General features: G+C 56.2%; 17 protein-coding genes. 4 read left to right on the forward strand and 13 right to left on the reverse strand.

Annotated elements, in window-relative coordinates:
- Window positions 1–52 precede the first annotated feature (52 nt).
- The 3 genes from cadB to hmpA form a co-directional block, all read right to left on the reverse strand.
- Window positions 53–1,390 carry a cadaverine/lysine antiporter gene (gene cadB, locus QZ766_RS22945; protein ID WP_297207758.1) on the reverse strand — a complete coding sequence of 446 codons (1,338 nt, stop codon included), beginning with the start codon at window positions 1,388–1,390 and terminating at the stop codon, window positions 53–55.
- 360 nt (window positions 1,391–1,750) lie between these two features.
- On the reverse strand, window positions 1,751–3,280 hold the full coding sequence (cadC, locus tag QZ766_RS22950; RefSeq protein ID WP_297207759.1) for a lysine decarboxylation/transport transcriptional activator CadC: 1,530 nt from the start codon (window positions 3,278–3,280) through the stop codon (window positions 1,751–1,753).
- 163 nt (window positions 3,281–3,443) lie between these two features.
- Complete coding sequence (gene hmpA / locus QZ766_RS22955) at window positions 3,444–4,622, reverse strand: NO-inducible flavohemoprotein (protein ID WP_297207761.1); 1,179 nt, start codon at window positions 4,620–4,622, stop codon at window positions 3,444–3,446.
- Between the two features lie 303 nt (window positions 4,623–4,925).
- On the opposite strand from hmpA, the gene glyA reads away from it, so the two are divergent.
- Window positions 4,926–6,179, forward strand: a complete 1,254-nt coding sequence (glyA, locus tag QZ766_RS22960) for a serine hydroxymethyltransferase (protein ID WP_297207762.1) — start codon at window positions 4,926–4,928, stop codon at window positions 6,177–6,179.
- A 99-nt stretch (window positions 6,180–6,278) separates the two neighbouring features.
- Here glyA and QZ766_RS22965 read toward each other — a convergent pair whose 3' ends face one another.
- The 10 genes from QZ766_RS22965 to QZ766_RS23010 form a co-directional block, all read right to left on the reverse strand.
- Entirely contained in the window at window positions 6,279–6,686 is a 408-nt protein-coding gene (locus tag QZ766_RS22965) for a hypothetical protein (RefSeq protein WP_297207764.1), read from the reverse strand.
- Window positions 6,683–7,387, reverse strand: a complete 705-nt coding sequence (locus QZ766_RS22970) for a hypothetical protein (RefSeq protein WP_297207766.1) — start codon at window positions 7,385–7,387, stop codon at window positions 6,683–6,685. The genes QZ766_RS22965 and QZ766_RS22970 overlap by 4 nt, the downstream gene beginning before the upstream one ends.
- Window positions 7,388–7,645: 258 nt before the next feature.
- Entirely contained in the window at window positions 7,646–8,068 is a 423-nt protein-coding gene (locus QZ766_RS22975) for a DoxX family protein (protein ID WP_297207769.1), read from the reverse strand.
- Window positions 8,069–8,166: 98 nt separating this feature from the next.
- A complete protein-coding gene (locus QZ766_RS22980) occupies window positions 8,167–8,763 on the reverse strand; it encodes an SIS domain-containing protein (RefSeq protein ID WP_297207772.1) in 597 nt (198 codons plus the stop codon).
- A complete protein-coding gene (locus QZ766_RS22985; protein WP_297207795.1) occupies window positions 8,760–10,397 on the reverse strand; it encodes an FGGY-family carbohydrate kinase in 1,638 nt (545 codons plus the stop codon). Before QZ766_RS22985 ends, QZ766_RS22980 begins: the two co-directional genes overlap by 4 nt.
- Before the next feature lie 16 nt (window positions 10,398–10,413).
- Complete coding sequence (locus tag QZ766_RS22990; protein WP_297207777.1) at window positions 10,414–11,367, reverse strand: ABC transporter permease; 954 nt, start codon at window positions 11,365–11,367, stop codon at window positions 10,414–10,416.
- A 1-nt stretch (window position 11,368) separates the two neighbouring features.
- Window positions 11,369–12,355 (reverse strand): ABC transporter permease, encoded by a 987-nt coding sequence (locus QZ766_RS22995; protein ID WP_297207779.1) that lies wholly within the window; start codon window positions 12,353–12,355, stop codon window positions 11,369–11,371.
- The gene (locus tag QZ766_RS23000) at window positions 12,348–13,856 is read right to left on the reverse strand and encodes a sugar ABC transporter ATP-binding protein (RefSeq protein WP_297207781.1); all 1,509 of its coding nucleotides are present in this window, start codon (window positions 13,854–13,856) and stop codon (window positions 12,348–12,350) included. Before QZ766_RS23000 ends, QZ766_RS22995 begins: the two co-directional genes overlap by 8 nt.
- A 79-nt stretch (window positions 13,857–13,935) precedes the next feature.
- Window positions 13,936–14,916: an autoinducer 2 ABC transporter substrate-binding protein gene (locus QZ766_RS23005; protein WP_297207783.1), complete on the reverse strand. Its 981-nt coding sequence runs from the start codon at window positions 14,914–14,916 to the stop codon at window positions 13,936–13,938.
- A gap of 330 nt (window positions 14,917–15,246) precedes the next feature.
- Entirely contained in the window at window positions 15,247–16,440 is a 1,194-nt protein-coding gene (locus QZ766_RS23010) for an ROK family protein (RefSeq protein WP_297207784.1), read from the reverse strand.
- A 113-nt stretch (window positions 16,441–16,553) separates the two neighbouring features.
- Between QZ766_RS23010 and QZ766_RS23015 the strand changes: the two genes are divergently transcribed.
- From QZ766_RS23015 to QZ766_RS23025, 3 genes are all read left to right on the forward strand, one after another.
- A complete protein-coding gene (locus QZ766_RS23015) occupies window positions 16,554–19,820 on the forward strand; it encodes a DUF5107 domain-containing protein (RefSeq protein WP_297207786.1) in 3,267 nt (1,088 codons plus the stop codon).
- Between the two features lie 62 nt (window positions 19,821–19,882).
- Complete coding sequence (locus tag QZ766_RS23020; protein ID WP_297207787.1) at window positions 19,883–21,316, forward strand: sugar porter family MFS transporter; 1,434 nt, start codon at window positions 19,883–19,885, stop codon at window positions 21,314–21,316.
- The coding region (locus tag QZ766_RS23025) for an aldose 1-epimerase (RefSeq protein ID WP_297207788.1) at window positions 21,316–22,051 on the forward strand (736 nt) is incomplete at its 3' end. The genes QZ766_RS23020 and QZ766_RS23025, both read left to right, overlap by 1 nt.

The following is a 22,051-nucleotide window of genomic DNA, read 5'->3' on the forward strand; positions in this document are numbered from 1 at the left end:
CCTTCCTGTCGCGGTGTGACAGGGCAGAAAGGGCTTTTTTAGAAAGGGTTACTTAGTGGGCGTTAGCAGCTTTAGCAGCAGCGGCTTCGGCGTTGTGCTGACGCTGGCCCAGTTTGCGGCCGTAGAACATCAGGATGATCAGGCTCACGATGAAGGTACCGGACAGTTCAAATGAACCCGCACCCATCAGCGCGATGAAGCAGAAGCAGCAGCCGAAGAAGGAGCAAATCAGGCTTGCCAGGTTGCGCAGGTTGACGCCATCGAAGCGAACCAGGTCAACGCAGGAGTAGAAGTAAGGCAGCATGGTCAGCAGTACCGCAATACCGGTCAGCTCGCCGAACAGGTCGGAAGCTTTACCGCCTTCGGAGCTCATGAAGGTGATGAGGATCATCAGCGCGGTCATTTTGCAGGATGCCAGCAGCAGGCCTTTCTTAGGCACGCCGTTTTTATCCATCTCGCCGTATACTTTCGGGAAGTTGCCGTCTTTCGCTGCGCGGGCACCGGCCTGACCAACCAGCATCATCCAGGAACCCAGAGACGTCAGGCAGGCGAATGCGGTGAAGGCAGACACCAGCGGTGCAGCCCAGCTGCCGAGAATCGTTGAGGCGCTGATAGCGAACGGCGCACCGGATGCAGCCATCTGCGAAGCAGGGTACATACCGGCAATAACCTGAGTTGCGGCAACATATACCAGACCAGCCAGCGCGGTACCCATCATGGTAGCCATCGGCACGGTGCGTTTCGGATCTTTAACCATACCGGTACTTACCGCTGCGGATTCAACCCCAACGAAGGCCCACAGGCAGAGCAGCACGCTGTTAATCACCGCGCGGGAGTCGCCGACGTGAGAGGTATTCCAGTTTGCTTTATAGGTAGCAACGTCAAACCAGTGCCAGCCCGCAACAGCGGTCATGATTACCGGGATAAGTACCAGAATCAGGCCCATAGAGGTCAGACGGCTTACCCAGGCGCCACCCAGCAGGTTGACGAAGGTGAAGATCCAGACGATGGCGATACAGGCGATACCTGCTGCAACCGGCTCGTTCAATACCGGGAAGAAGGTTGAAAGATAAGAGACGGCGGTGATGCCGATTGCCAGATTACCAATCCAGTTTGCATGGTAATAAAGGACGCCAGTCTGGAAACCGAAGGCCGGAGAAAGCTCGCCAGCGTAAGCGATAGGACCACCTTCCTGCGGGTTCTTGGTTGCCAGGCGGGCATAAACATACGCCAGAGACATGGCACCGATAATCGATATTACCCAGCCGAAAATAGAAATTGCCCCGATGCTGGCAAGGTTCGCGGGTAATAGTGCAATCCCACTCCCCATCATGTTACCGGCGACGACACCGGTACAGGCTAACAGCCCGATCTTTTTTGCGGAACTCATGTTTCGTTTTCTCCTCATTTTATTTTGGAGGCGCGGATCATGATGTGGAGCTTAAGGTGATCCGACCGACTGGCGACAAGCTTAAAACTCACGAGAGGAGAAGTCCTAAAGATAAGGTGAAGTAAAATAAAACATCACACAAATGACAAGTTGAGCTTTTTCGTTCACATGTCATGATATCAAAATGATATCAACAAAAGATAAATGTTCAGTAATTTCATGGGTTTGATTTAAATTCTTGTGTTGCTTTTTTGTGTGTTTTCTCGGGTGGGTGTTTATTTAAAAATAACATTTTTAGGCGAGGCGATAACATATAAATAACTTCACTGCGCCCGGGAAAGGGGCGCAGTGAAAGAATATTTATTCTGCAGAAAGAAAATTGTCTAAATAAGGAACGACGCGGGTTATTGAGGTCTGGAACAAACCATTCTCAATCCAGTAAAGGGTATTATCCCCGGGGCGTAAATTAAAGGCAGTAATATAGGCATCGGCAGCAAGGCGATTCTCGCCCTTCATTTCGTACACTTTGCCGAGAAGGACATAATTCAACCACGACATCTCTCTTGCAATGCCGCTGTTAATTTCATCGTAGGCGTCGTTCACGTGGCCCTGACTCAATTTCTCAATGGTCTTTATCTGGTAGAACACCGACGTCTGCTCGATTTGCGGGATCTCGCTGATGCGGTCGATATTGGCATACAGCGCGCTGAGCTGCTTATCATCCAGAGACTGCTGTGAGTGGCGCAGGGCGTCCACCAGCACTTTTTCCGCCGAGGCATAGGTAAAGTCCGGTGACTGCTTAATGACCTCGTCCAGAATGGCGCTGGCCTTGCCCAGAGAATCGATATCACCCTTCATCATCAGCATGTGGGCTTCATAAAACTGCGCCAGCGACGGGCTGCGCGAGGGCTGAAACTGGCGCAGCATGGTCTGCATATCTTCTGGCCACGGCTGCATCAGCGAGCGGGAAAGGCTGTTCATCATATCATTCTGGATTGAGAGCTGATTGTCGCTGGTAATGAAGTAGCGTTTGTCGAGCATCACCGAACCGTCGGCATTATCAATCAGCTTCACCGACATGAAGCACTGCTGGGCGCGGTAGTGGCGCTGGTTAACAAACTCGATGGTCATCGTCTTACCCGAGTTGCTCGGCTCGTTGACGTTATAGTTGGTCTTGTCGTGAACCATAAAGGTGGAGAATGTGTTCAGCGATGTGGTAATCAGGCTGCCGAGGCCCACCGCGTAGGAGTGCTGCGATGCCCAGTTGTTGCAGCTGTTGCCGTTAACCAGATGAATATCAATATCGCGCGGGTTGAGCAGAAGGCGAGTTTTGGTCACCGGCGGGTGGGTATGCAGAGTGGAAAGCGCCACCAGCGTTACGCAGGTACCGAGGGCCAGCAGAAACAGGCACCACACCCAGAAGGAGGTTCGGGAACGTGTTTTTACCGGCGGCGGTGCGGCTGTTTCAGCCTCGGCGGGCGGTGCCGTTTTTATCACTCCTGCAAACTCGCTCAGCGCGGGCGCGGGCGCGGGCTCTGCGGCGGGAAGCGGTGGGGCGTCACCTTCCATGCACCACACTACCGGCGCGGTGAGCTTATAGCCGCGCTTGGGCACCGTGATGATATATTCCGGACTATTTTCTTCTGAGTCTTTCAACGACTTACGTAATTCCGAAATGCTTTGGGTCACCACATGATTGGTGACCACATTGCGCGTCCAGACATTATCAATGAGCTCGTCGCGGCTTAAAACCTCATCCGGATGGTGGGCAAAATAGACCAGTAGATCGATCAGGCGCGGCTCGAGCGTTAGCTGACGTCCCTGCCGGCTGATTTGATTAATGGAAGGGGTAACCAGCCACTCACCGATGAGGACTACAGATTGCTGCATAGCGTTAGGAGCTCAGTCTAAATAGAGGAAAGAAGCAATCATAACATACTTCGAAAGGCGCGTTTTCTACGCGGGGTGCCGAATACCGGCGGGGAATGGGGCGTTGACTTGCGGTAAGGTTTTGCAGGCGGCGCGCAGCCGCCTGCGATACGTTCACACTGTTTTACAGCACTTTGTGCGGGCCAAAGCACTCATAGTGAATGCGCTCGGCGTTAACGCCCTGCGCCACCAGCTGGCCTGCGGCAAACTGCATAAAACCCACCGGACCGCAGAGATAAAACTGCATCTTCGGATCCGCAAGCTGGGCCTGCAGAGGACGCAGCTCCATCAGGCCACGGGTATCGTAGGTGTCGCCGGCGGCCGGCGTGCGGTACCAGACATGAGAGCTAAAGTGCGGCAGGCGTGCACCAAGGGCCGCGACTTCGCTGGCGAAAGCGTGGACGCTGCCGTTTTCCGCCGCGTGCAGCCAGTTAACCTGCGCCGGATGCTGCGCGGCGGCCAGGCTGTCCAGCATGGCGAGCATCGGTGTCTGGCCGACGCCGGCAGAAATCAGGGTTACCGGTGCGTCAGGGTCGACCTGCAAAAAGAAGTCCCCGGCCGGTGCCGCCAGCTTCACCACGTCCCCCACGGCGGAGCGATCGTGTAGCCAGCTGGAAACCTGGCCGCCCTCTTCGCGCTTCACCGCAATACGGTAGCCTTTATGGTTCGGCTTGCGGGTCAGGGAGTACTGGCGGATCTCCTGATGCTCAAAGCCCTCCGGCTTCAGCCAGATAGCCAGATACTGGCCGGGCTGATAATCCGCAACGTCGCCGCCGTCTGCTGCTTCCAGTTCAAAACTGGTGATCAGCGCGCTCTGCGGCTCTTTACTGACAATGCGGAACTCACGGGTGCCTGACCAGCCGCCGCTTTTGCTGGCGTGCTCCTGATAGATCTGGCCTTCGCGTTTGATAAACACATCTGCCAGCACGCCGTAGGCTTTGCCCCAGGCGGTAAGCACTTCTTCACCCGGGCTGAGCATTTCATCAAGAGTCGCCAGCAGATGGGTGCCTACGATGTTGTACTGCTCGGGTTTAATCTGGAAACTGGTGTGCTTTTGGGCGATTTTCTCGACGGCGGGGAGCAGCGCGGGCAGATTTTCAATATTGCTGGCGTAGGCGGCAATGGCGTTGAACAGCGCTTCACGCTGGTCGCCGTTGCGCTGGTTGCTCATATTGAAAATCTCTTTCAGTTCCGGGTTGTACTTGAACATACGGTCGTAAAAGTGGGCCGTCAGTTTTGGGCCAGTCTGGAGCAGAAGAGGGATGGTGGCTTTCACCGTAGCAATGGTTTGTGCGTCTAGCATAGCATTTGTCCTGTTTAACATATCTAATCATGTATTTTAAATGCATGTTATAGCGATACCCACATCATTGTAAATGGTTCTTTGCCGGATGCGCATTATTCATCACAAACCTGAAAAAGAATTTGCCACAAAGTGTTTAAGTTTTTGTTCCCAAAATCCCTTGCCTGACGGCAAGGTAATCGTTTGCGTAAAATCCATTGTCAAGACCTGTTATCCCTTAACTAATCAGTTATACTGTCCGCCGTTGCCCAAAAGGGCCCTTTTTTAAGCGGTTATTACTGTTAGCTGAGTCAGGAGATGCGGATGTTAAAGCGTGAAATGAACATTGCCGATTATGATGCCGAATTATGGCAGGCTATGGAGCAAGAGAAAGTACGTCAGGAAGAGCACATCGAACTGATCGCCTCCGAAAACTACACCAGCCCGCGCGTAATGCAGGCCCAGGGTTCTCAGTTAACCAATAAATACGCTGAAGGCTACCCGGGCAAGCGCTACTACGGCGGCTGCGAATACGTTGATATCGTTGAGCAGCTGGCTATCGACCGCGCGAAAGAGCTGTTTGGCGCCGATTACGCCAACGTCCAGCCGCACTCAGGATCTCAGGCTAACTTTGCTGTTTATACCGCGCTGCTGCAGCCGGGTGACACCGTGCTGGGTATGAACCTGGCGCAGGGCGGCCACCTGACGCACGGCTCCCCGGTAAACTTCTCGGGCAAGCTGTATAACATCATCCCTTATGGCATTGATGAGTCAGGCAAAATTGACTATGACGATATGGCTAAGCAGGCGCAGACCCACAAGCCGAAAATGATCATCGGCGGCTTCTCTGCTTACTCCGGCATTGTCGACTGGGCAAAAATGCGCGAAATCGCCGACAGCATCGGTGCATACCTGTTCGTTGATATGGCCCACGTAGCAGGCCTTATCGCCGCTGGCGTCTACCCGAACCCGGTTCCGCATGCGCACGTGGTTACCACTACCACCCACAAAACCCTGGCTGGTCCGCGCGGCGGCCTGATCCTGGCGAAAGGCGGCAGCGAAGAGCTGTATAAGAAACTGAACTCCGCCGTTTTCCCAAGCGCGCAGGGCGGCCCGCTGATGCACGTTATCGCCGCCAAAGCCGTGGCGCTGAAAGAAGCGATGGAACCGGCGTTCAAGGTGTACCAGCAGCAAGTTGCGAAGAACGCCAAAGCGATGGTGGAAGTGTTCCTGAACCGCGGTTACAAAGTGGTTTCCGGCGGCACAGAAAACCACCTGTTCCTGCTGGATCTGGTGGATAAAAACCTGACAGGTAAAGAAGCCGACGCCGCGCTGGGCCGCGCTAACATTACCGTTAACAAAAACAGCGTGCCGAACGATCCGAAGAGCCCGTTTGTCACTTCCGGGATCCGCATCGGCTCTCCGGCAGTGACTCGCCGCGGCTTTAAAGAAGCAGAAGTGAAAGAGCTGGCGGGCTGGATGTGCGACGTGCTGGACAACATCAATGATGAAGCCACCATCGAGCGTGTTAAGGGTAAAGTGCTGGATATCTGCGCGCGCTTCCCGGTTTACGCCTGATTTTTACATCTTAGAGTGTGTTAAAAAGGCCGCGAAAGCGGCCTTTTTGTTGGGGTGATGCGTACCCATTCGATAGAACGATGCCAGTTAAGATTTATGCTAACGCTTTTCAATGAATGTTAATTTTAGTACGCGACCCTCAGTAGCTATATACGCGCTTTTATTCGAACCACTCAGAGCCCACCGACTTCCAAATACCGGATCGGCAATTTCACTATATCCTGATGATCTTAAATAATTAATTAAAATATTTTTATTGACACTGCCGCTATATTCGATCTCTTCTATTTGTGGCGCACTACCATCTGCTGTCCGATAATGAATAATCGCGCCGCTGCTCAGCATTGGAGCATTTATAACTTCGTTTGAAGCGAGTAATTTAAAGCTAAGCCAGTCATTACGTGTATAGTCGACGCTGTCCGCAAGCGCGATTGATAATATTTTATAAGTCAATATTACAGTAGCCAATAAGCTAACAGCCATTAGCCATCTTATTAATTTTTTCACGATAGCTCCTTTGTTGGGATTACACCCAGATTTAAATGAATGCCGCTATCAGTAATGATGCTGACGATATCGTTATTGAAACTATTATACGGAGTTATCGATGTCATGAAAGAGGGCAGTAAGCCATAAAATGGTTTCGCTTTTTTATGTAAGGATGGGTCCGGAAACAACAGTGGGCGGAAAAGTTTATTTTTATAATTGCCAATAGCACCATAGTGATCCCACCGCCTTAGCGCATCTTGTTGACTGACAATTCTCAGGTGTGAAAAATAGTTCATTGGCCTCGTTACCCGGTAGAAACCAAGGAGATCTGAAACTAAATCCTCAGCGCTGAATCCACTGTCGGTGGCCCAACTAAAAGGGAAAGATGCCTGAAGATTTTCAAATCGAAGAGCAGTCCTCATCATTATTGCAAGAATAATACTGTATTTAGACTCCTGACTCCGGCCTTTTTTTATACTCCAGCGAGCATGAGCCCCGACGCCGAATCGTCGACCATATTTAGACATAGACTGAGAGTAAGTGATAGTATAACGGGGATCAGGAGAGTTTTCACCGGTATCAAATTGCTTGAGGATATTGATAATGTCTGTTCCTGCTGCATGGCCAAGATCAATCCACCCTAGTATTTCTGAGTAAACCAAGCCATATTTAGCGTTGGCTATACTCGAAATATTGATAATATCGCTTCTTTTACTCATTAATCATTCCATTGATATAGATACTTTTTCGTATGTTACTTTATCGATAGTGAGCAGTCATAGTGATAACGTGGATTTTCAGATAATTCTATGGCTTTTGTGATTCTTTATAAGGTTTTAAATAACATGAATGATTAATAACAAGTGATGAAAATATTCAGCAGAGCCAGCAATATCTTCCTGACGAAGATCAACCAAAGTCTGACGGGAATGCAGACATTCCCGTCAATAATACAAAACACCTTGTCGTCGGATTTTTTAACGTCTGTCCAGCGACCACGCTCCCGGCCCAACTATAGCCAGCAGTAAAAAGGCGGCTGCGATACTGATGTTCTTATAGAAGTTAATCATATTTGCCGGAACATCAGCCGCGGCCATATTCCAGTAGTGGTGGCCGATGACTGCTGTACCGAGCGTATAGAAAATAAAGATCACCGCCAGCGGGCGAGTAAAAAAGCCGAGAATAATCAGAATGGCAACCGGGACTTCCATAATCACGGCGATAGCGGCGGCCAGGGCAGGCATTGGCGCGCCTACTGAAGCCATATACTCAACCGTACCGCTAAAGCCGGTCATTTTTGGAATACCGAAGATAAGAAATAGCGCGACGACGCCGATACGGGCGACAAGCAGCAACAGCGGGCGCGAAGCGCCGAAATCGAAATAGCGAAGAGCGTTCATGACGTATCCTTGTAAAGGGTTAACAGTTCAAAAATAAGCCACTCTTTTACTTTTCGCCATTCGCCAGCCTGCTGCAGTGAAAATAAATGATTAAGTTCTTACTGACCGCGCAGGGTTAAGCCTACGTCTCCGCCGGGATGTACTCCCAGCAGCGTCTCTTTTGAATAACCGCTCTCCTGCATCAGGCAGACGCAGGCGGCGTCAAAAATAGCCAGCAGCAGCACAATTGAGGTGGTCGCCAGCATATTGAGCGGGTCGGCCTCCTCCCTGACGCCGGTTGAGATAACCAGCGATGCGGCGCGGGCGATAGCGGAGTCGGGATTTTCGGTGACCGCCAGCAGCGAAACGCCTCTGGTCACCAGCCCCGGCAGCAGACGGGTCAGCTCGTCGGAGTTGCCGCCGCGTGAGATCATGATAAGCAGGTCGTCAGCCTGTAAAAATCCCAAATCACCGTGGGCGGCATCGGTGGCGCTCAGATAGATAGCGGGCCGCTCCACGCAGGCCAGCATGTGGGCGATTTTTCGCGCCGCAATGCCCGAGGTGCCCACGCCGGTCACCACTATTTTGCCTTTACAGCCGCGCAGCGCCGCCATCAGCAACTGCCAGCGCTGTTCGTCGAGATGGTTATTAAGCCCCGCCAGCGCCCGGCTGTAGAGCTGCCAGGTTGCGCTGGCCTGCTGCCACGAGGTGCTCATATATCCTCCTTCATCAGCTGGCGGTACTTCATATGATCGTTATACATCTCGTGGAACACCCGGTATTTGCGATCGTAATACTGCTTGATGCGGTTGGTCTGCGGCGTCACCGTCTTGCCAATCCGGCTCATGGCCGACATCGCTTCGGGAAAAGTATCAAATACGTCGGCCGCCACGGTGCCCATCATCGCGCTGCCCAAAAGCATTGCCTCGCTCTCTTCCGGCAGCAGCATGGCGCAGCCGGTAGCATTAGCGTGCTCCTGTACAAAAACCGGGTTTTTAGTACCGCCGCCGCTGGCCATTACCGTATCAATGGCGTAACCGCTTTGATTCATGGTTTCGATAATATGCCGTGTCCCCAGAGCGATAGCCTGGATGGTGGCGAGATACTGCAGCGCCATATCTTCCGGCGTGCGGGAAAGCTTCAGGCCGCTGATAGCGCCGGTCAGGGTTGGATTGGCGCGGGGCGAGCGATTGCCGTGGAAGTAGGGGAGGATATGCATATCCTGAGTTAAAAAAGCGATATTCTCAGGCTCGCCGGCCATTTTGCGCAGCAGCGCATTAAGCACCTCGTAGATGGTTTTGCCCTGGCTTTTGGCCTGCGCCATCAGCGTTTCGCAGCAGGGATGGGACTGAATAATATGGTCAATAAGCGCCCCGGTGGCCGACTGGCCGCCTTCATTAAGCCAGTATCCCGGCAGCACCGCGGAGTAATACGGTCCCCAGACGCCGCTAATAAAGCGCGCCTCTTCAGAGATAGCCATGTGCCCGGTTGAGGTTCCGCCAATCAGCGCGATGCGGCGGTCGAAATCCGCCACTTCGCCGGTAACGCCGCAGGCGCCGAGCGTGCCCAGCGTGCCCGCATGGGCGTCAATGATCGACACGCTGACTGCGGTGCCGGGAATAAGTCCCATCTCTGACGCCGCGCGCTGGCTCAGCCCGCGCCCGAGCGGCTCGCCCATGGTTTTGACGTAGCGGCCAATCTTCTCCGCGTCGTGCTCCAGCAGATCCTCAAGCCCTATCTGGCGAAAATAGCTCGCGTCCCAGCGGTCTTCGTGTCCCATATAGGTCCACTTGCACACCGTGGAGCACAGCGAGCGGGTATCGTCGCCGGTAGCGCGCCAGGTCAGAAAATCGGGCAGATCGAAATAGTAGCCGGCGTTGGCCCAGGTATTCGGCATGTGCTGCTTGAGCCACAAGAGCTTGGGCGTCTGCATCTCCGGAGAGATAATGCCGCCTACGTAATCCAGCACCCGGTGGTGCAGGGCGTTGATCCTGTCTGCCTGGGCAATGGCCCGATGATCCATCCACACAATGATGTTCTGCTCGCCGCGCCCGGTGGGGCTCACCGTCAGCGGCTTGCCCTCTTTATCCAGCACCACCAGCGAGCAGGTGGCGTCAAAGCCAAGCCCCTTCACCTGAATAGGATTGATATCGGACTGGTTTATCGCATCGCGCACCGCGTTACACACCGCCTGCCAGATATTGTCCGACGACTGCTCCACGAAATCCGCCTGCGGGCGGTAAATCTCGATGGCCCGGCTGGCCTGGCCGACCATCCTGCCGTTCAAATCGAAAATGCCCGCTCTTGCGCTGCCGGTGCCGACATCCACGCCAATAAAATAACTCGCCATCATTATTCTCCCGAAATCAGGCTTTACGATTCTGTAATGCGATAAAGAGGATCAGTACCGCGCCCCACAGGGCCATGGTCAGGTAGCTGCTGATCCCCAGCAGATTAAAGCCGCTCTCCAGCATCTGCAGGACGATCAGCGCCAGCACCAGCCCGACGATGCGGCCAAAACCGCCGTCCGGGTTAATGCCGCCCAGGACCGAGGCCAGGATAGTCACCAGCAGATAGGATTCGCCGTAGCCGGCCTTCGCTGAATTAAACTTGGCCATCATCAGGATCGCCGCCAGCCAGCCCAGCAGGGCCGATATGACATATACCGCCACCTGCACCCGCGCAGTATTAACGCCGCTGTAGCGTGTCGCCTGTTCGTTGGAGCCTACCAGATACAGGCTGCGGCCCAGAGTGGTGCGCTCCAGCAGCACCCACAGTAAAATCGCCACCAGCACGAACAGCAGTAGCGCCACCGGAATACCGCCCAGCGAAGCGTTGCCCAGATACTGAATGGCCGCCGGAAAACCGGAAATGACCGTGCCGTTTGAGAGCAGAACATTGAGCCCGGAAAGCAGGGTCATGGTGCCAAGGGTGGCAAGTATTGGCGACACTCCAACCCAGGCAATTAGCATTCCGTTTAACGTGCCTATAGCGACCGCCAGCGCGGCACCCGCCAGCAGCGCCAGCGCCAGGAACAGCGGGTTGTCCGGGTGGCTGACGATAATGGCCGCCATCACCAGCGAGCAGGCGTTGGCCCCGGCAATAATCGACAAATTAATGCCGCCGGTAAGCATGGTCATTCCCATGCCCAGCGCCAGCATACCCAGCACCGGCAGCTGCGATCCCATTGACTGGAAGTTGGCGATGCTCAGAAAGCGGCTGCCCAGCAGCAGGGAGAAAATCACCGCTACCGCGACAATGATCAGGCACTGCAGGCGGATAATGGCATCGCCGGGCAGGGCGCGCGCAAGGGTTCTCATGTTAAATCTCCTTCGCCAGTTTGCGTTTCTCATTCCACGCCGTCGCGCTGATGCTCACCAGAATAATGGCGCCGCTGAACACCGGGTGCCAGTACGAGGAAATCCCGAGCAGCGTCATGCCATTTTGTAAAAAGGCCAGCAGGGTCACGCCGAGCAGGGTACCGGTTAAGGTACCGCGCCCGCCGCTCATGCTGGTACCGCCCAGCACCACGGCGGCCAGCACCGTTAATTCAAAACCGAGCAGGGAGTTAGGCGCCACCGACTGGGTTATCTGCGCCTGCACCACCGCGGCGACGCCGGCCAGAATGCCCATATAGCCGTACACGCAAAAATGCAGCTTCAGCAGATTCAGTCCCAGGCGCGACGCCGCGTCGCGGTTGCCGCCCATGGCATAAATCTGCCGGCCCAGCCGGGTAAAGTTCATCAGTAATGCGGTGGCGATAATTACCGCCGCAAGGCACAGTAGCGGCAGGGTAAGACCGTAGTCGTAGCCGTCGGCAGCGGTGAATGTGAACCAGCTGATGCCGTTCATAAACCAGTCCGGGAAGCCGTACAGCCAGGTGCCTTTAGTGGCATATACCAGCAGGCCGTAATACACGTTGAGAGTGGCGATAGTAATGATGATTGCCGGAACCCGCAGCCACCACACCAGCAGCCCGTTAATCATGCCCAGCGCCAGCCCGACGACAATCGCCAGTCCCAGGGCCAGCGCAAAATTGCCTCCGTGGGCGATAACCCAGCTCGCCATCGCGTACTGGGCGATGGCGGTGGTGGCGGGAAAAGAGATATCGATGCCGCCGGAAATCAGCACCACGAACAGGCCGCAGGCGAGGATGCCGAGGATCGCGTAGCTGGTGGCAACATCGGTCAGGTTACCCAGCGTTAAAAATTCGTCAGTGTTGATCCCAAGCCCAACGGCCAGGACGACGATCAGCAGCCCGAGCCAAAATTCATGTTGCCCGAGCAGGCGAGAGAAACCGCTATTCATTGATGACCTCCACGACCTTTGCAATCTCCTCTTCCGTGCAGCGGTGAGGGTTGAACTCCGCTACCAGCCGGCCCCGGCGCATCACCAGCACCCGGTGGCTGTTGTAGTAGGCCTCCGGGATCTCGTCGCAGATCATCAGTACCGCCATGCCCTGCTCGGCCAGATCTCGGGCGATCTGATAGATGCCCTCTTTATTGGCGATATCGACGCCGACGGTCGGAGAGTCGAGGATCAGGATCTGCGGGCGGGTGGCGACCCATTTGGCAATCGCAATGCGCTGGGCGTTGCCGCCGGAGAGCGTTTTAACCGGCAGCTGCGGATCCGAGACTTTGATATTCAGATCGCGGATCAGGCCCTCTACCAGCGCGTCTGCTTTCGCTCTGTCGAGCAATCCGCTGCGGGTGTGCAGCTGGTCAAACACCGTCACCAGCGTATTGTCATAGATGGATTGCTCCATGATGAGGCCCTGGGTGAGGCGATCTTCCGAGACATAGCCAATACCGTGCTTAATGGCATCGTGATTGTTCCTGAAGCTGACGCGGTTTCCGCCGATCCACATTTCGCCGCTGTCGGGATGCGTCATGCCGAACAGGCTCAGGCACAGCTCCGTGCGCCCGGCGCCCAGCAGGCCGACGATCGACACTATCTCGCCGCCGCACAGCGAAAGGTTAATGTCCTGGTATTTGCCTTTGCGGCTGAGGTTGCGGAGTTCCAGTATCGGCACTTGATCGACTGAGGGCTCTTCCGGCAGCGGGCTGTAGTGAAAGCGCTGCCCGGTCATCAGGAAGGCCAGCTCGTGGCTGTCGAGATCCCGCGCGGGCCAGGTGCCAACCAGCTTGCCGTCGCGCATTACGCTGATCCGATCCGCGACTTCCATGACCTCATCCAGCCTGTGGCTGACGAACACCACGCAGATGCCGGCGGCCTTCAGCTCGTTAACCACTTTCAGCAGGCCGTTGACTTCCTGGCGGGTCAGGGAAGCGGTCGGTTCATCCATGATGACCAGCCGCGCGTCGGCGGCGATCGCCCGGCAGATGGCGACCAGCTGCCTGTCGGCAATCGACAGCTTCTCCACTTTTTTATCGGGATCGATAGTGACGCCAATGCGCTGCATCGCCGCCAGCGCCTGGCGCTTCATCGCCCCGCGGCGCACCCAGATATCGCCGCCGGGCAGGTAGCGGTTGACCGCAATATTTTCCGCCACGCTAAAGTTAGGGAATAGCGAGAGATCCTGGTAGATAACCTGGATCCCGTAATGGGAGGAGAGCTGCGGCGTCAGGTGGTGGAACAGTTTGCCGTCGAGCTGAATTTGCGCGCCTTTCTCCGGCTGGTAGACCCCGGAGATCACTTTAATAATGGTGCTCTTGCCGCAGCCGTTTTGTCCGGCCAGACAGTGAACTTCGCCCTTGTTGAGCGTAAGGTTCACATTATCCAGCGCCAGCACGCCCGGGAACTGCTTGCTGATCTGCTCAAGGGTGATAAATGCGGTGGTGTCCGGCATCGACAATACTCCTGCTGGCGCCCCGCGGGGCGCCTGAACTATTCGGGGATACAGAAGATGGGGTGTGCGGGCCTGAGCCTCAAAAACCGAGAGACTGGGCGTTATCTTTGGTGACTTCCAGAATCTTGTTGAAGCGGATCACTTTTTTATCCATATCGACGTCCGCTTTACCTAACCCGTCGATAGCCAGATCTTTGGTCACTTCTTTGCCCTGCAGCAGCTGGTCGGCAACGGTTACCAGCGCGTAGCCGGCATCTTTCGGATCCCACAGCAGCGCTTTTTTAATATCGCCGCGCATCAGGTACGGCGCCGCCTGGGCCGGCATGGCAATGCCAACCACCGCAAGCTTATCCTTGGCACGCTTCTTCTGCACCGCCTGCCCGGCGCCAATCGGACCGAGAGAGCCAAAGCCGATGATGCCCTTCATCTGCGGGTAGGTTTTCATTAGATCCAGGGTAGTGGCGTAGGACTTGTCGATACTCTCCGCTACCGGCAGGCGGGTCGTAACTTCAAACATCTCCGGATACTTCTCTTTTTGATACTTCACCGCGGCATCGGCCCAGGCGTTGTGCAGCGGCACGGTTAAGGAGCCCACGTAGATGGCGTAGCCGCCTTTGCCGCCCATATCCCTGGCAAGCTCGTCAACGTTGGCCTGAGCATATTTTTCGCTGTCGATAGTCTCAATATCCCACTGGCCGATGTGCTGATCCGGCGACTCGTGGGTCAGCACCACGATGCCGTTATCCCGCGCCTTTTTCAGTACGGGTTCCAGCACTTTGGCATCGTTAGGCACCACGATGATGGCGTTCACCTTCTTGGCAATCAGATCCTCAATAACCTTTACCTGCTGAGCGGGGTCCGGCGTTGAGGGACCGGTCTGATAAGCGTTAACGTCAAGCTTCTTCGCCGCTTCGCTGACGCCGGTCTCCATGCGGTTAAACCATGGAATGCCGGTGACTTTTGCCACCACGGCAATCTCATATTTCTCTGCGGCGGCGGCAGAGGACAACATGCAGGCCGACATCATCGCTGCGCTAATCAGGGCGTATTTGAATTTCATCGTTCTACCTTCTTGTGGGGACAGGGGCATGCTACGGATCGGAGATTAGCAACGAAGGAAAGAGGAAATGAACAGAGAATAGGCGAAGTGTGACCGCAATCCGTTTATGTTTAATTTATGTTAAATATTGGTTATTTTTATGTTTATAATGGTGCGATATGACTGTACTTTTTCAATATTTCTTGTTAATTAAATTTTTTATTTAACATAAAGCCAGCAATTTTTTATCAATTCACTGAGCCTAACCCGTAGTCTCGCCAGCCATTACGCGATGGGTAAGGCGAATAAAACTAATAATTGTGAACTGAATCGAGCCCGGCAACGTCGGTACTAGTTCCCGAGGCGGGCTTCAACATACAGGTATCCGATGCCAAGCAGCTGGCGGGAGCGATCCAGCGTACCGAAGTTGATTTGCGTATTCATTGCCTGCGGACGGTCGCCGCGATCGAAAGGGTTAAAGCCGGTCTGCTGAATAATGGTCTGCCGCCAGCTCTCTCCAAACGCGCAGCTGCGACCATATAACCATATCTGATTGATATTAAGAATATTCAGGAAGTTGTACAGACTTAACCCAATGGCGCTCGCTGCATTTTCTACCCACAGGGTAATTCGGTTGTCGCCTCGTTCACGGGCGGCAATGAGCTGCGCGGTGCTCAGGTTATTTGGATCGCACGCGTCGCTGCCCGGCTGCGACTTGAGCCAGACGCGGGCCTGTTTTTTCAGCGCGCTCAGGGAGGCGACGGTTTCCAGACAACCGTAGCGGCCACAGTCGCACGCTGTTCCGTCCGGATCGACGATAGTGTGGCCTATCTGCCCGCTGCCGTAGAGGCTGCCGCGCCATATCTGATTATCAAGAAGGAATGACGATCCGATGCCGTAGTCGACATTTATTACGCAGAAGTTATCCAGCGCCTGCGGATTTTGCCACTTCTCCGCCAGCGCCAGCATCACGCAGTCGTTATCCACTCTCACCTGAACACCCAGCCGCTCTTCCAGCAGATATTTTAATTCCAGCGGCGATGCCCACGGCGCCTGAGGCATCGTTTGCGACACGCCGGTGACGGGATCGACCTGACCGTGAACCCCGAGAGCGAGGTTAATGATCTGCGACGGATAACGCTGGCGGTAGTAACGGTAGTGGGCGGCAATGGCGGCAATCAGCGCCAGCGGTTCATGCAGCGAAATCCGCTCCTCCCTGGCCTCACCCACCGCCATCAGCCGGCTGTCGGCCAGCTGGCTTTCAAGGCGCGTGGGGGTAACGTTCATGCACAGCGTCCACGCGCCGTTCCCGGGGAGCTGATAGCTGCCGCCGTTGAGGCCCCTTGCGCTGAGCTTTTCCGCGGAATGTACGATGCTGCCCTCGCTCAGCAGCTCTTCAAGAATATTGCCCACCGCCGGGATGGATAGCCCGGAAAGCGATGCCAGACGTGATTTGCTCAGCTGCTTTTCACGCCAGAGATACTCCAGAAAGATCTGCTTATTAGCCTGCCGGACCCGGCTATTGTTCCATCCTGAACGACCCATCTACTTAACTCCCTTAACTAAATTGCGTGAGCATTGCGCATTTTAACGCTCCCACTGCGCTATAGACTGCGCGAAAAGCACATTTTACTTCAATTTATTGAGTGGAGCGGCAGATGTACAGTGCAGTCAAGGTATGGCAGGAAACTCTCACATTGCCCACGTGGACGACGGGCGATGAAGATCCCAACCCCATGTTTCTGGAGAACCGCGTTTATCAGGGATCGTCCGGCGCCGTCTGGCCCTATGGCGTGATTGATACGCTCAGCGGTAAGAAAGAGATGCGCGACTACCGCGCCGTCTGGCTGGAGAATGATTTCATCCGCATTCTGCTGCTTCCGGAGCTCGGCGGGCGCATCCATCGGGCGTACGACAAAGTTAACCAGCGTGATTTCGTTTACTACAACGAAGTGGTCAAACCGGCGCTGGTGGGGCTGCTCGGGCCGTGGATCTCTGGCGGTATTGAGTTCAACTGGCCTCAGCATCATCGTCCGACCACCTTTATGCCGGTGGACGTTAATATCCAGCCCGGTGAAAACGGTGAACAGACCGTATGGCTTGGTGAAGTCGAACCCATGCGCGGTCTGCAGATTATGGCCGGTTTTACCCTGTATCCCGACCGCGCGCTGGTAGAGATTGCGGGAAAGGTCTTTAACGGCAACGCCACGCCGCGCCACTTCTTATGGTGGGCTAACCCGGCGGTGAAGGGGGGAGACGATCATCAAAGTATTTTTCCACCGGACGTTACCGCCGTGTTCGATCACGGCAAGCGCGCAGTCTCGGCGTTCCCCATTGCCCACGGTACCTATTACAAAGTGGACTACTCGGCGGGGGTGGATATCTCACGTTATAAAAATGTGCCGGTACCGACCTCATACATGGCAGAGAAGTCAGACTACGATTTTGTCGGTGCCTATCATCACGGCGAGCAGGGAGGCCTGCTACACGTCGCCGATCACCATATATCTCCGGGTAAGAAACAGTGGAGCTGGGGCTACGGCGATTTTGGCCAGGCATGGGACCGGAATCTTACCGATGAAAACGGGCCTTATATTGAGCTGATGACCGGCGTCTTCACTGATAACCAGCCGGATTTTACCTGGCTTGCGCCCTATGAAGAAAAGCGGTTCGTGCAGAATTTCCTGCCCTACAGCGGGCTGGGGCGCGTTCACAATGTCAGCAGCACGCTAGCTATCAAGCTGGAACGCATTGACGGACAGCTGGTTGCCGGGGTCTATGCAGTTGCGCCGCTCAGGGATGTCCTGGTGCAGCTTAGCGTCGGCGACGAGCCTTTGTGGGAAACGGTTATTAGTCTTGAACCCGGCACCTTCTGGCAGCAGGCGCTGGCGGACAATTTCCCGCAGCGCCTGACGCTTACCGTCGCTGCCGCCGACGGCTGCGAGCTGCTGCGCTATCTGGAGCACGTTGACGGCGAAACGCCGCTGCCGGCGGCGGCGAAAGCCCCCGCGCTGCCGCAGGAGCTTCATAACGCCGACGAGCTTTACTTTATCGGCCAGCACCTTGAGCTTTACAATCACGCCAGCCGCCAGGCTGAAGACTATTACCGTCGGGCGCTGGAGCTCGACCCTTGCGATTACCGCAATAACATAGCGCTGGGTGCAAGATTGCTGAATGCGGCGGACTGGCAGGGCGCGCGGCAGTGTGCAGAGGCGGCGCTGCGCCGGGCGCATGCTTTGAACAAAAACCCGCGCGACGGCGAAGCAAGCATGCTGCTCGGCGCCGCGCTGGAGCGCCAGGGGAGCGATGCCGCAGCCTGGGACAACTACTATAAAGCCAGCTGGAGCGGTAACTGCCGCGACGTAGCCTTCTGGGCGCTGGCGCGCCTGGCGATGAAAAAGGGCGACTGCGCAGATGCGCTGGAGAAAGTCGAGCAGAGCCTGCTGTTTAATGGCGGCAATAATATGGCAATGGGCCTGAAAGCCCTGGCGCTGGCTCAGCTGGGACGCCGCGACGAGGCGCTGGCCTGGATTAACCAGCGCCTGCCGTCGCAGCCGCTCAGCTATCCGCTGCACTATGCCCGCTGGGCAATCAGCCGCAGCGACGCCGACCGCGACGCCCTGCGTTCGGTAACCGGTCGCCGTGGCATCAACGCCAGCTATCTGGCCGGATGGCTGCTGTCGCTAGGCCAGCGCGAGCAGGCCCGCGAGCTGCTGGCACTGCTTGACAGCCGCGAGACTATCCCGGCACTGTGGCGGGCCGCGCTGGAGGATAACCGCGCGCGGTTCCTGGAGGAGGCGCGGACGAGCTTCTCCCTGCGGGTTCGCTTCCCCAACACCCTTGATGAAATTCAGATGCTGCAAACTCTGCAGGATGATGCCTTTGCCTGCTATCTGCTGGGCTGCTTCTGGTACAGCAAGCGGCGCTATGACGATGCGGTAGCCTGCTGGAAAAAGACCCTTGCCGCCGAGCCTGATTTTGCGCCCGCCCACCGGTTACTGGGGATCTGGAGCTGGAATAAGACCGGCGACGCTAGTGCCGCCCGCCGCTATCTGTCTAAAGCTGTATCTCTGGAGCCCGATAATGCCCGCTTCTTGTTTGAACTTGACTGCCTCGCGAAGCTGAACGCCGGTCCGGTGGCCGAGCGTTTGGCGGCGCTGGAAGGCCGACAAGACGTCGTTTTCCGGCGTGATGATTTAACTGCCGAACTGCTCAGCCTCTGGAATGCCAGCGGCCGCTGGCAGGAAGCTTCTGAGGTGCTGCACACCCGGACATTCCACCCGTGGGAGGGCGGTGAGGGTAAGGTAACCGGGCAGTATTTGCTTAACCAGATGCACCGGGCGCTGGCCGCTATTGAAAACCGCGAGTACGGCCGTGCGACGGATCTTCTGACTGATGCGCTTCACTATCCGCATAACCTTGGCGAAGGCCGCCTGCCGGGGCAGACCGATAACGATCTTTGGTATTTGCTTGGGATCTGTGCGCGGGGCGAAGGTGACCTGGCGCAGGCGCAGCGCTGCTTTACCCGGGCGACGTATGGCGACCCGGTGCTGGATGCCGGGCGCTATTACAACGATCAGCCGGTGGATTATCTCTTCTGGCAGGGCATGGCGCTGAAGGCGCTGGGGGATGAGGCCGCCGCTACCACGCACTTTATGCGCTTTGCCGAATGGGTCACTGCGCGGGGAGATGAAGTACCGGAAAAAGACTTTTTCGCCGTGTCACTGCCGGACCTGGTGGCGCTGGACGGCAATCCGCTGCGCCAGCATCAGCAGCACTGCCTGTTTATTAAGGCGCTGGGCTGCCTGGGTCTTGGCAATCACGAGCGCGGCGTCGCCGCACTTAACACGCTGCTGGCTCTGGATCCGTCCCACGATAAGGCGCAGCTGCTGCATCACGTGCTTGCCGCCGGACTATTGAACTGACTGGCTGGCCCGATGTTTGCCGGGCCGCTGTACCCTACGCTTTCCCGTAAGAGGAAACCCGAATGCATAATACAGAATTAAAAATGGGCTACATCTGGACCATTTGCCTGGTGGCCGCCTGCGGCGGTCTGCTGTTTGGCTATGACTGGGTCGTGATTGGCGGCGCAAAACCGTTCTACGAAGCCTGGTTCAATATTACCGATCCGGCGCAGTCCGGCTGGGCGATGAGTTCCGCGCTGGTGGGCTGCGTGTTTGGAGCGCTGATCTCCGGCTGGTGCGCGGATCGATTTGGCCGCAGGCTACCGCTGATCCTGTCTGCCATCCTGTTCACGCTTTCCGCGCTGGGCACGGCGCTGGCAAACAGCTTCGATATCTTTGTGCTGTACCGCATCGTTGGCGGTATAGGTATCGGTCTTGCCTCCGCGCTCAGCCCGCTCTATATCGCTGAAGTCAGTCCGGCGGAAAAGCGCGGACGTTTCGTGGCCGTCAATCAGCTCACTATCGTGATTGGCGTGCTGGCCGCACAGCTTATTAATCTGCTGATTGCCGAGCCGGTCGCACCGGGCGCCACCCAGCAGACAATTATAGAGAGCTGGAACGGACAGATGGGCTGGCGCTGGATGTTTGGCTCCGGCATGGTTCCGGCGCTGGCCTTTTTGCTACTGCTGTTTGTGGTACCTGAATCACCGCGGTGGCTGATGAAGGTCGGTAAAGAGGCGCGCGCTCGCCAGATGCTGGAACGGATTGGTTCTCCGGAATACGCCGCCCGCACCATAAACGATATTGCCAGAACGCTGGCGAAAGATGAGCAGAAGGTCGCATTTTCCACCCTGCTGCAGCCGCAGGTTAAGCCGGTAGTGATTATCGGAATGGTGCTGGCGGTTTTTCAGCAGTGGTGCGGGATTAACGTTATCTTTAACTACGCTCAGGAAATCTTCGCCTCCGCCGGGTTTGATATTAACGATACCCTGAAATCCATCGTCGCCACCGGCATCATTAATCTGGTCTTTACCATCGCCGCGCTGCCGCTGGTGGACAAGCTCGGACGCCGCCGTCTGATGCTGCTCGGGGCTGGCGGACTGACGCTTATCTATATTCTGATTGCTGGCGCCTACGGCATGGGGCTGATGGGCTGGCCGGTGCTTCTGCTGGTACTGGCGGCCATTGCGGTCTATGCCCTGACGCTGGCGCCGGTCACCTGGGTGCTGCTGTCTGAAATATTCCCCAACCGGGTGCGCGGTCTGGCGATGTCGCTGGGTACGCTGGCGCTGTGGGTGGCCTGCTTCCTGTTGACGTATACCTTCCCGCTGCTTAATGCCAGCCTCGGCGCGGCGGGTAGCTTCCTGCTGTACGGTATTATCTGCGCAGCCGGATGGTTGTTCATCCAGCGCAGCGTACCGGAAACCAAAGGCGTAACTCTGGAGGCGCTCGAAGAGCAGCTTGCTGCCCGCTATCAGTCCGTGCCGGGCGCAGCGCAGCCCGGTCGGGAACGCTGATGGCTGCGGCTATCTCGCTAGAAAATACGCATCTCAGGATGCGTATTTCACCGCTCGGCGGGGCGCTGCTAAGCCTCGAATCCCTGCCGTTTGCGGTGCCTGTTTTGCGCCCGGGCGAGGGGAAGACGCCCGGTGACTGCGGACTATTTCCGATGCTGCCGCTGGCAAACCGGGTTGCGGGAAACCGCTTCTGGCTGAGCGGGCAGGTAGTACTGCTGCCGGACAGCCGCGCCGACGCGCAGTTTTTTCTGCACGGCGACGGCTGGCTGGCGGAGTGGGACGTCACCGGGCTGAGTGACCAGTGCTGCACGCTGCAGCTTCGCCGTCGTCACGCCTGCGGCTTTGACTATCTGGCGACGCTGGATTATCGCCTGAACGGTCCGGTGCTGGAGATCGCTGTTACGCTGCAGCACCTCGGTGAAACTCCGATGCTCTACGGCGGCGGTTTGCATCCCTTTTTCCACTTTACGCCGCAAAGCCGCCTGCAGTTCTGCGCCAGCGGCTACTGGCCCGAGGGCCCGCAGCACCTGCCGCTGGTGTGGCAAAACCACCTGCCGCCGCAAGCGGACTTTAACGCGGGGAGCTACGGCGATGACGAGTGGCTTAATATCTGCTATTCCGGCTGGGGCGGGCAGGCTACCATCTTGCATCCGCAAATGCGCGTAACTCTCAGCGCGCAGCCGGGATGGCTGATGCTGTTTCGCCAGTCCGGCGAACCCTTTGTCTGTCTCGAGC

Source organism: uncultured Pluralibacter sp., assembly GCF_913775985.1.
Taxonomy (GTDB): Bacteria; Pseudomonadota; Gammaproteobacteria; order Enterobacterales; family Enterobacteriaceae; genus Pluralibacter.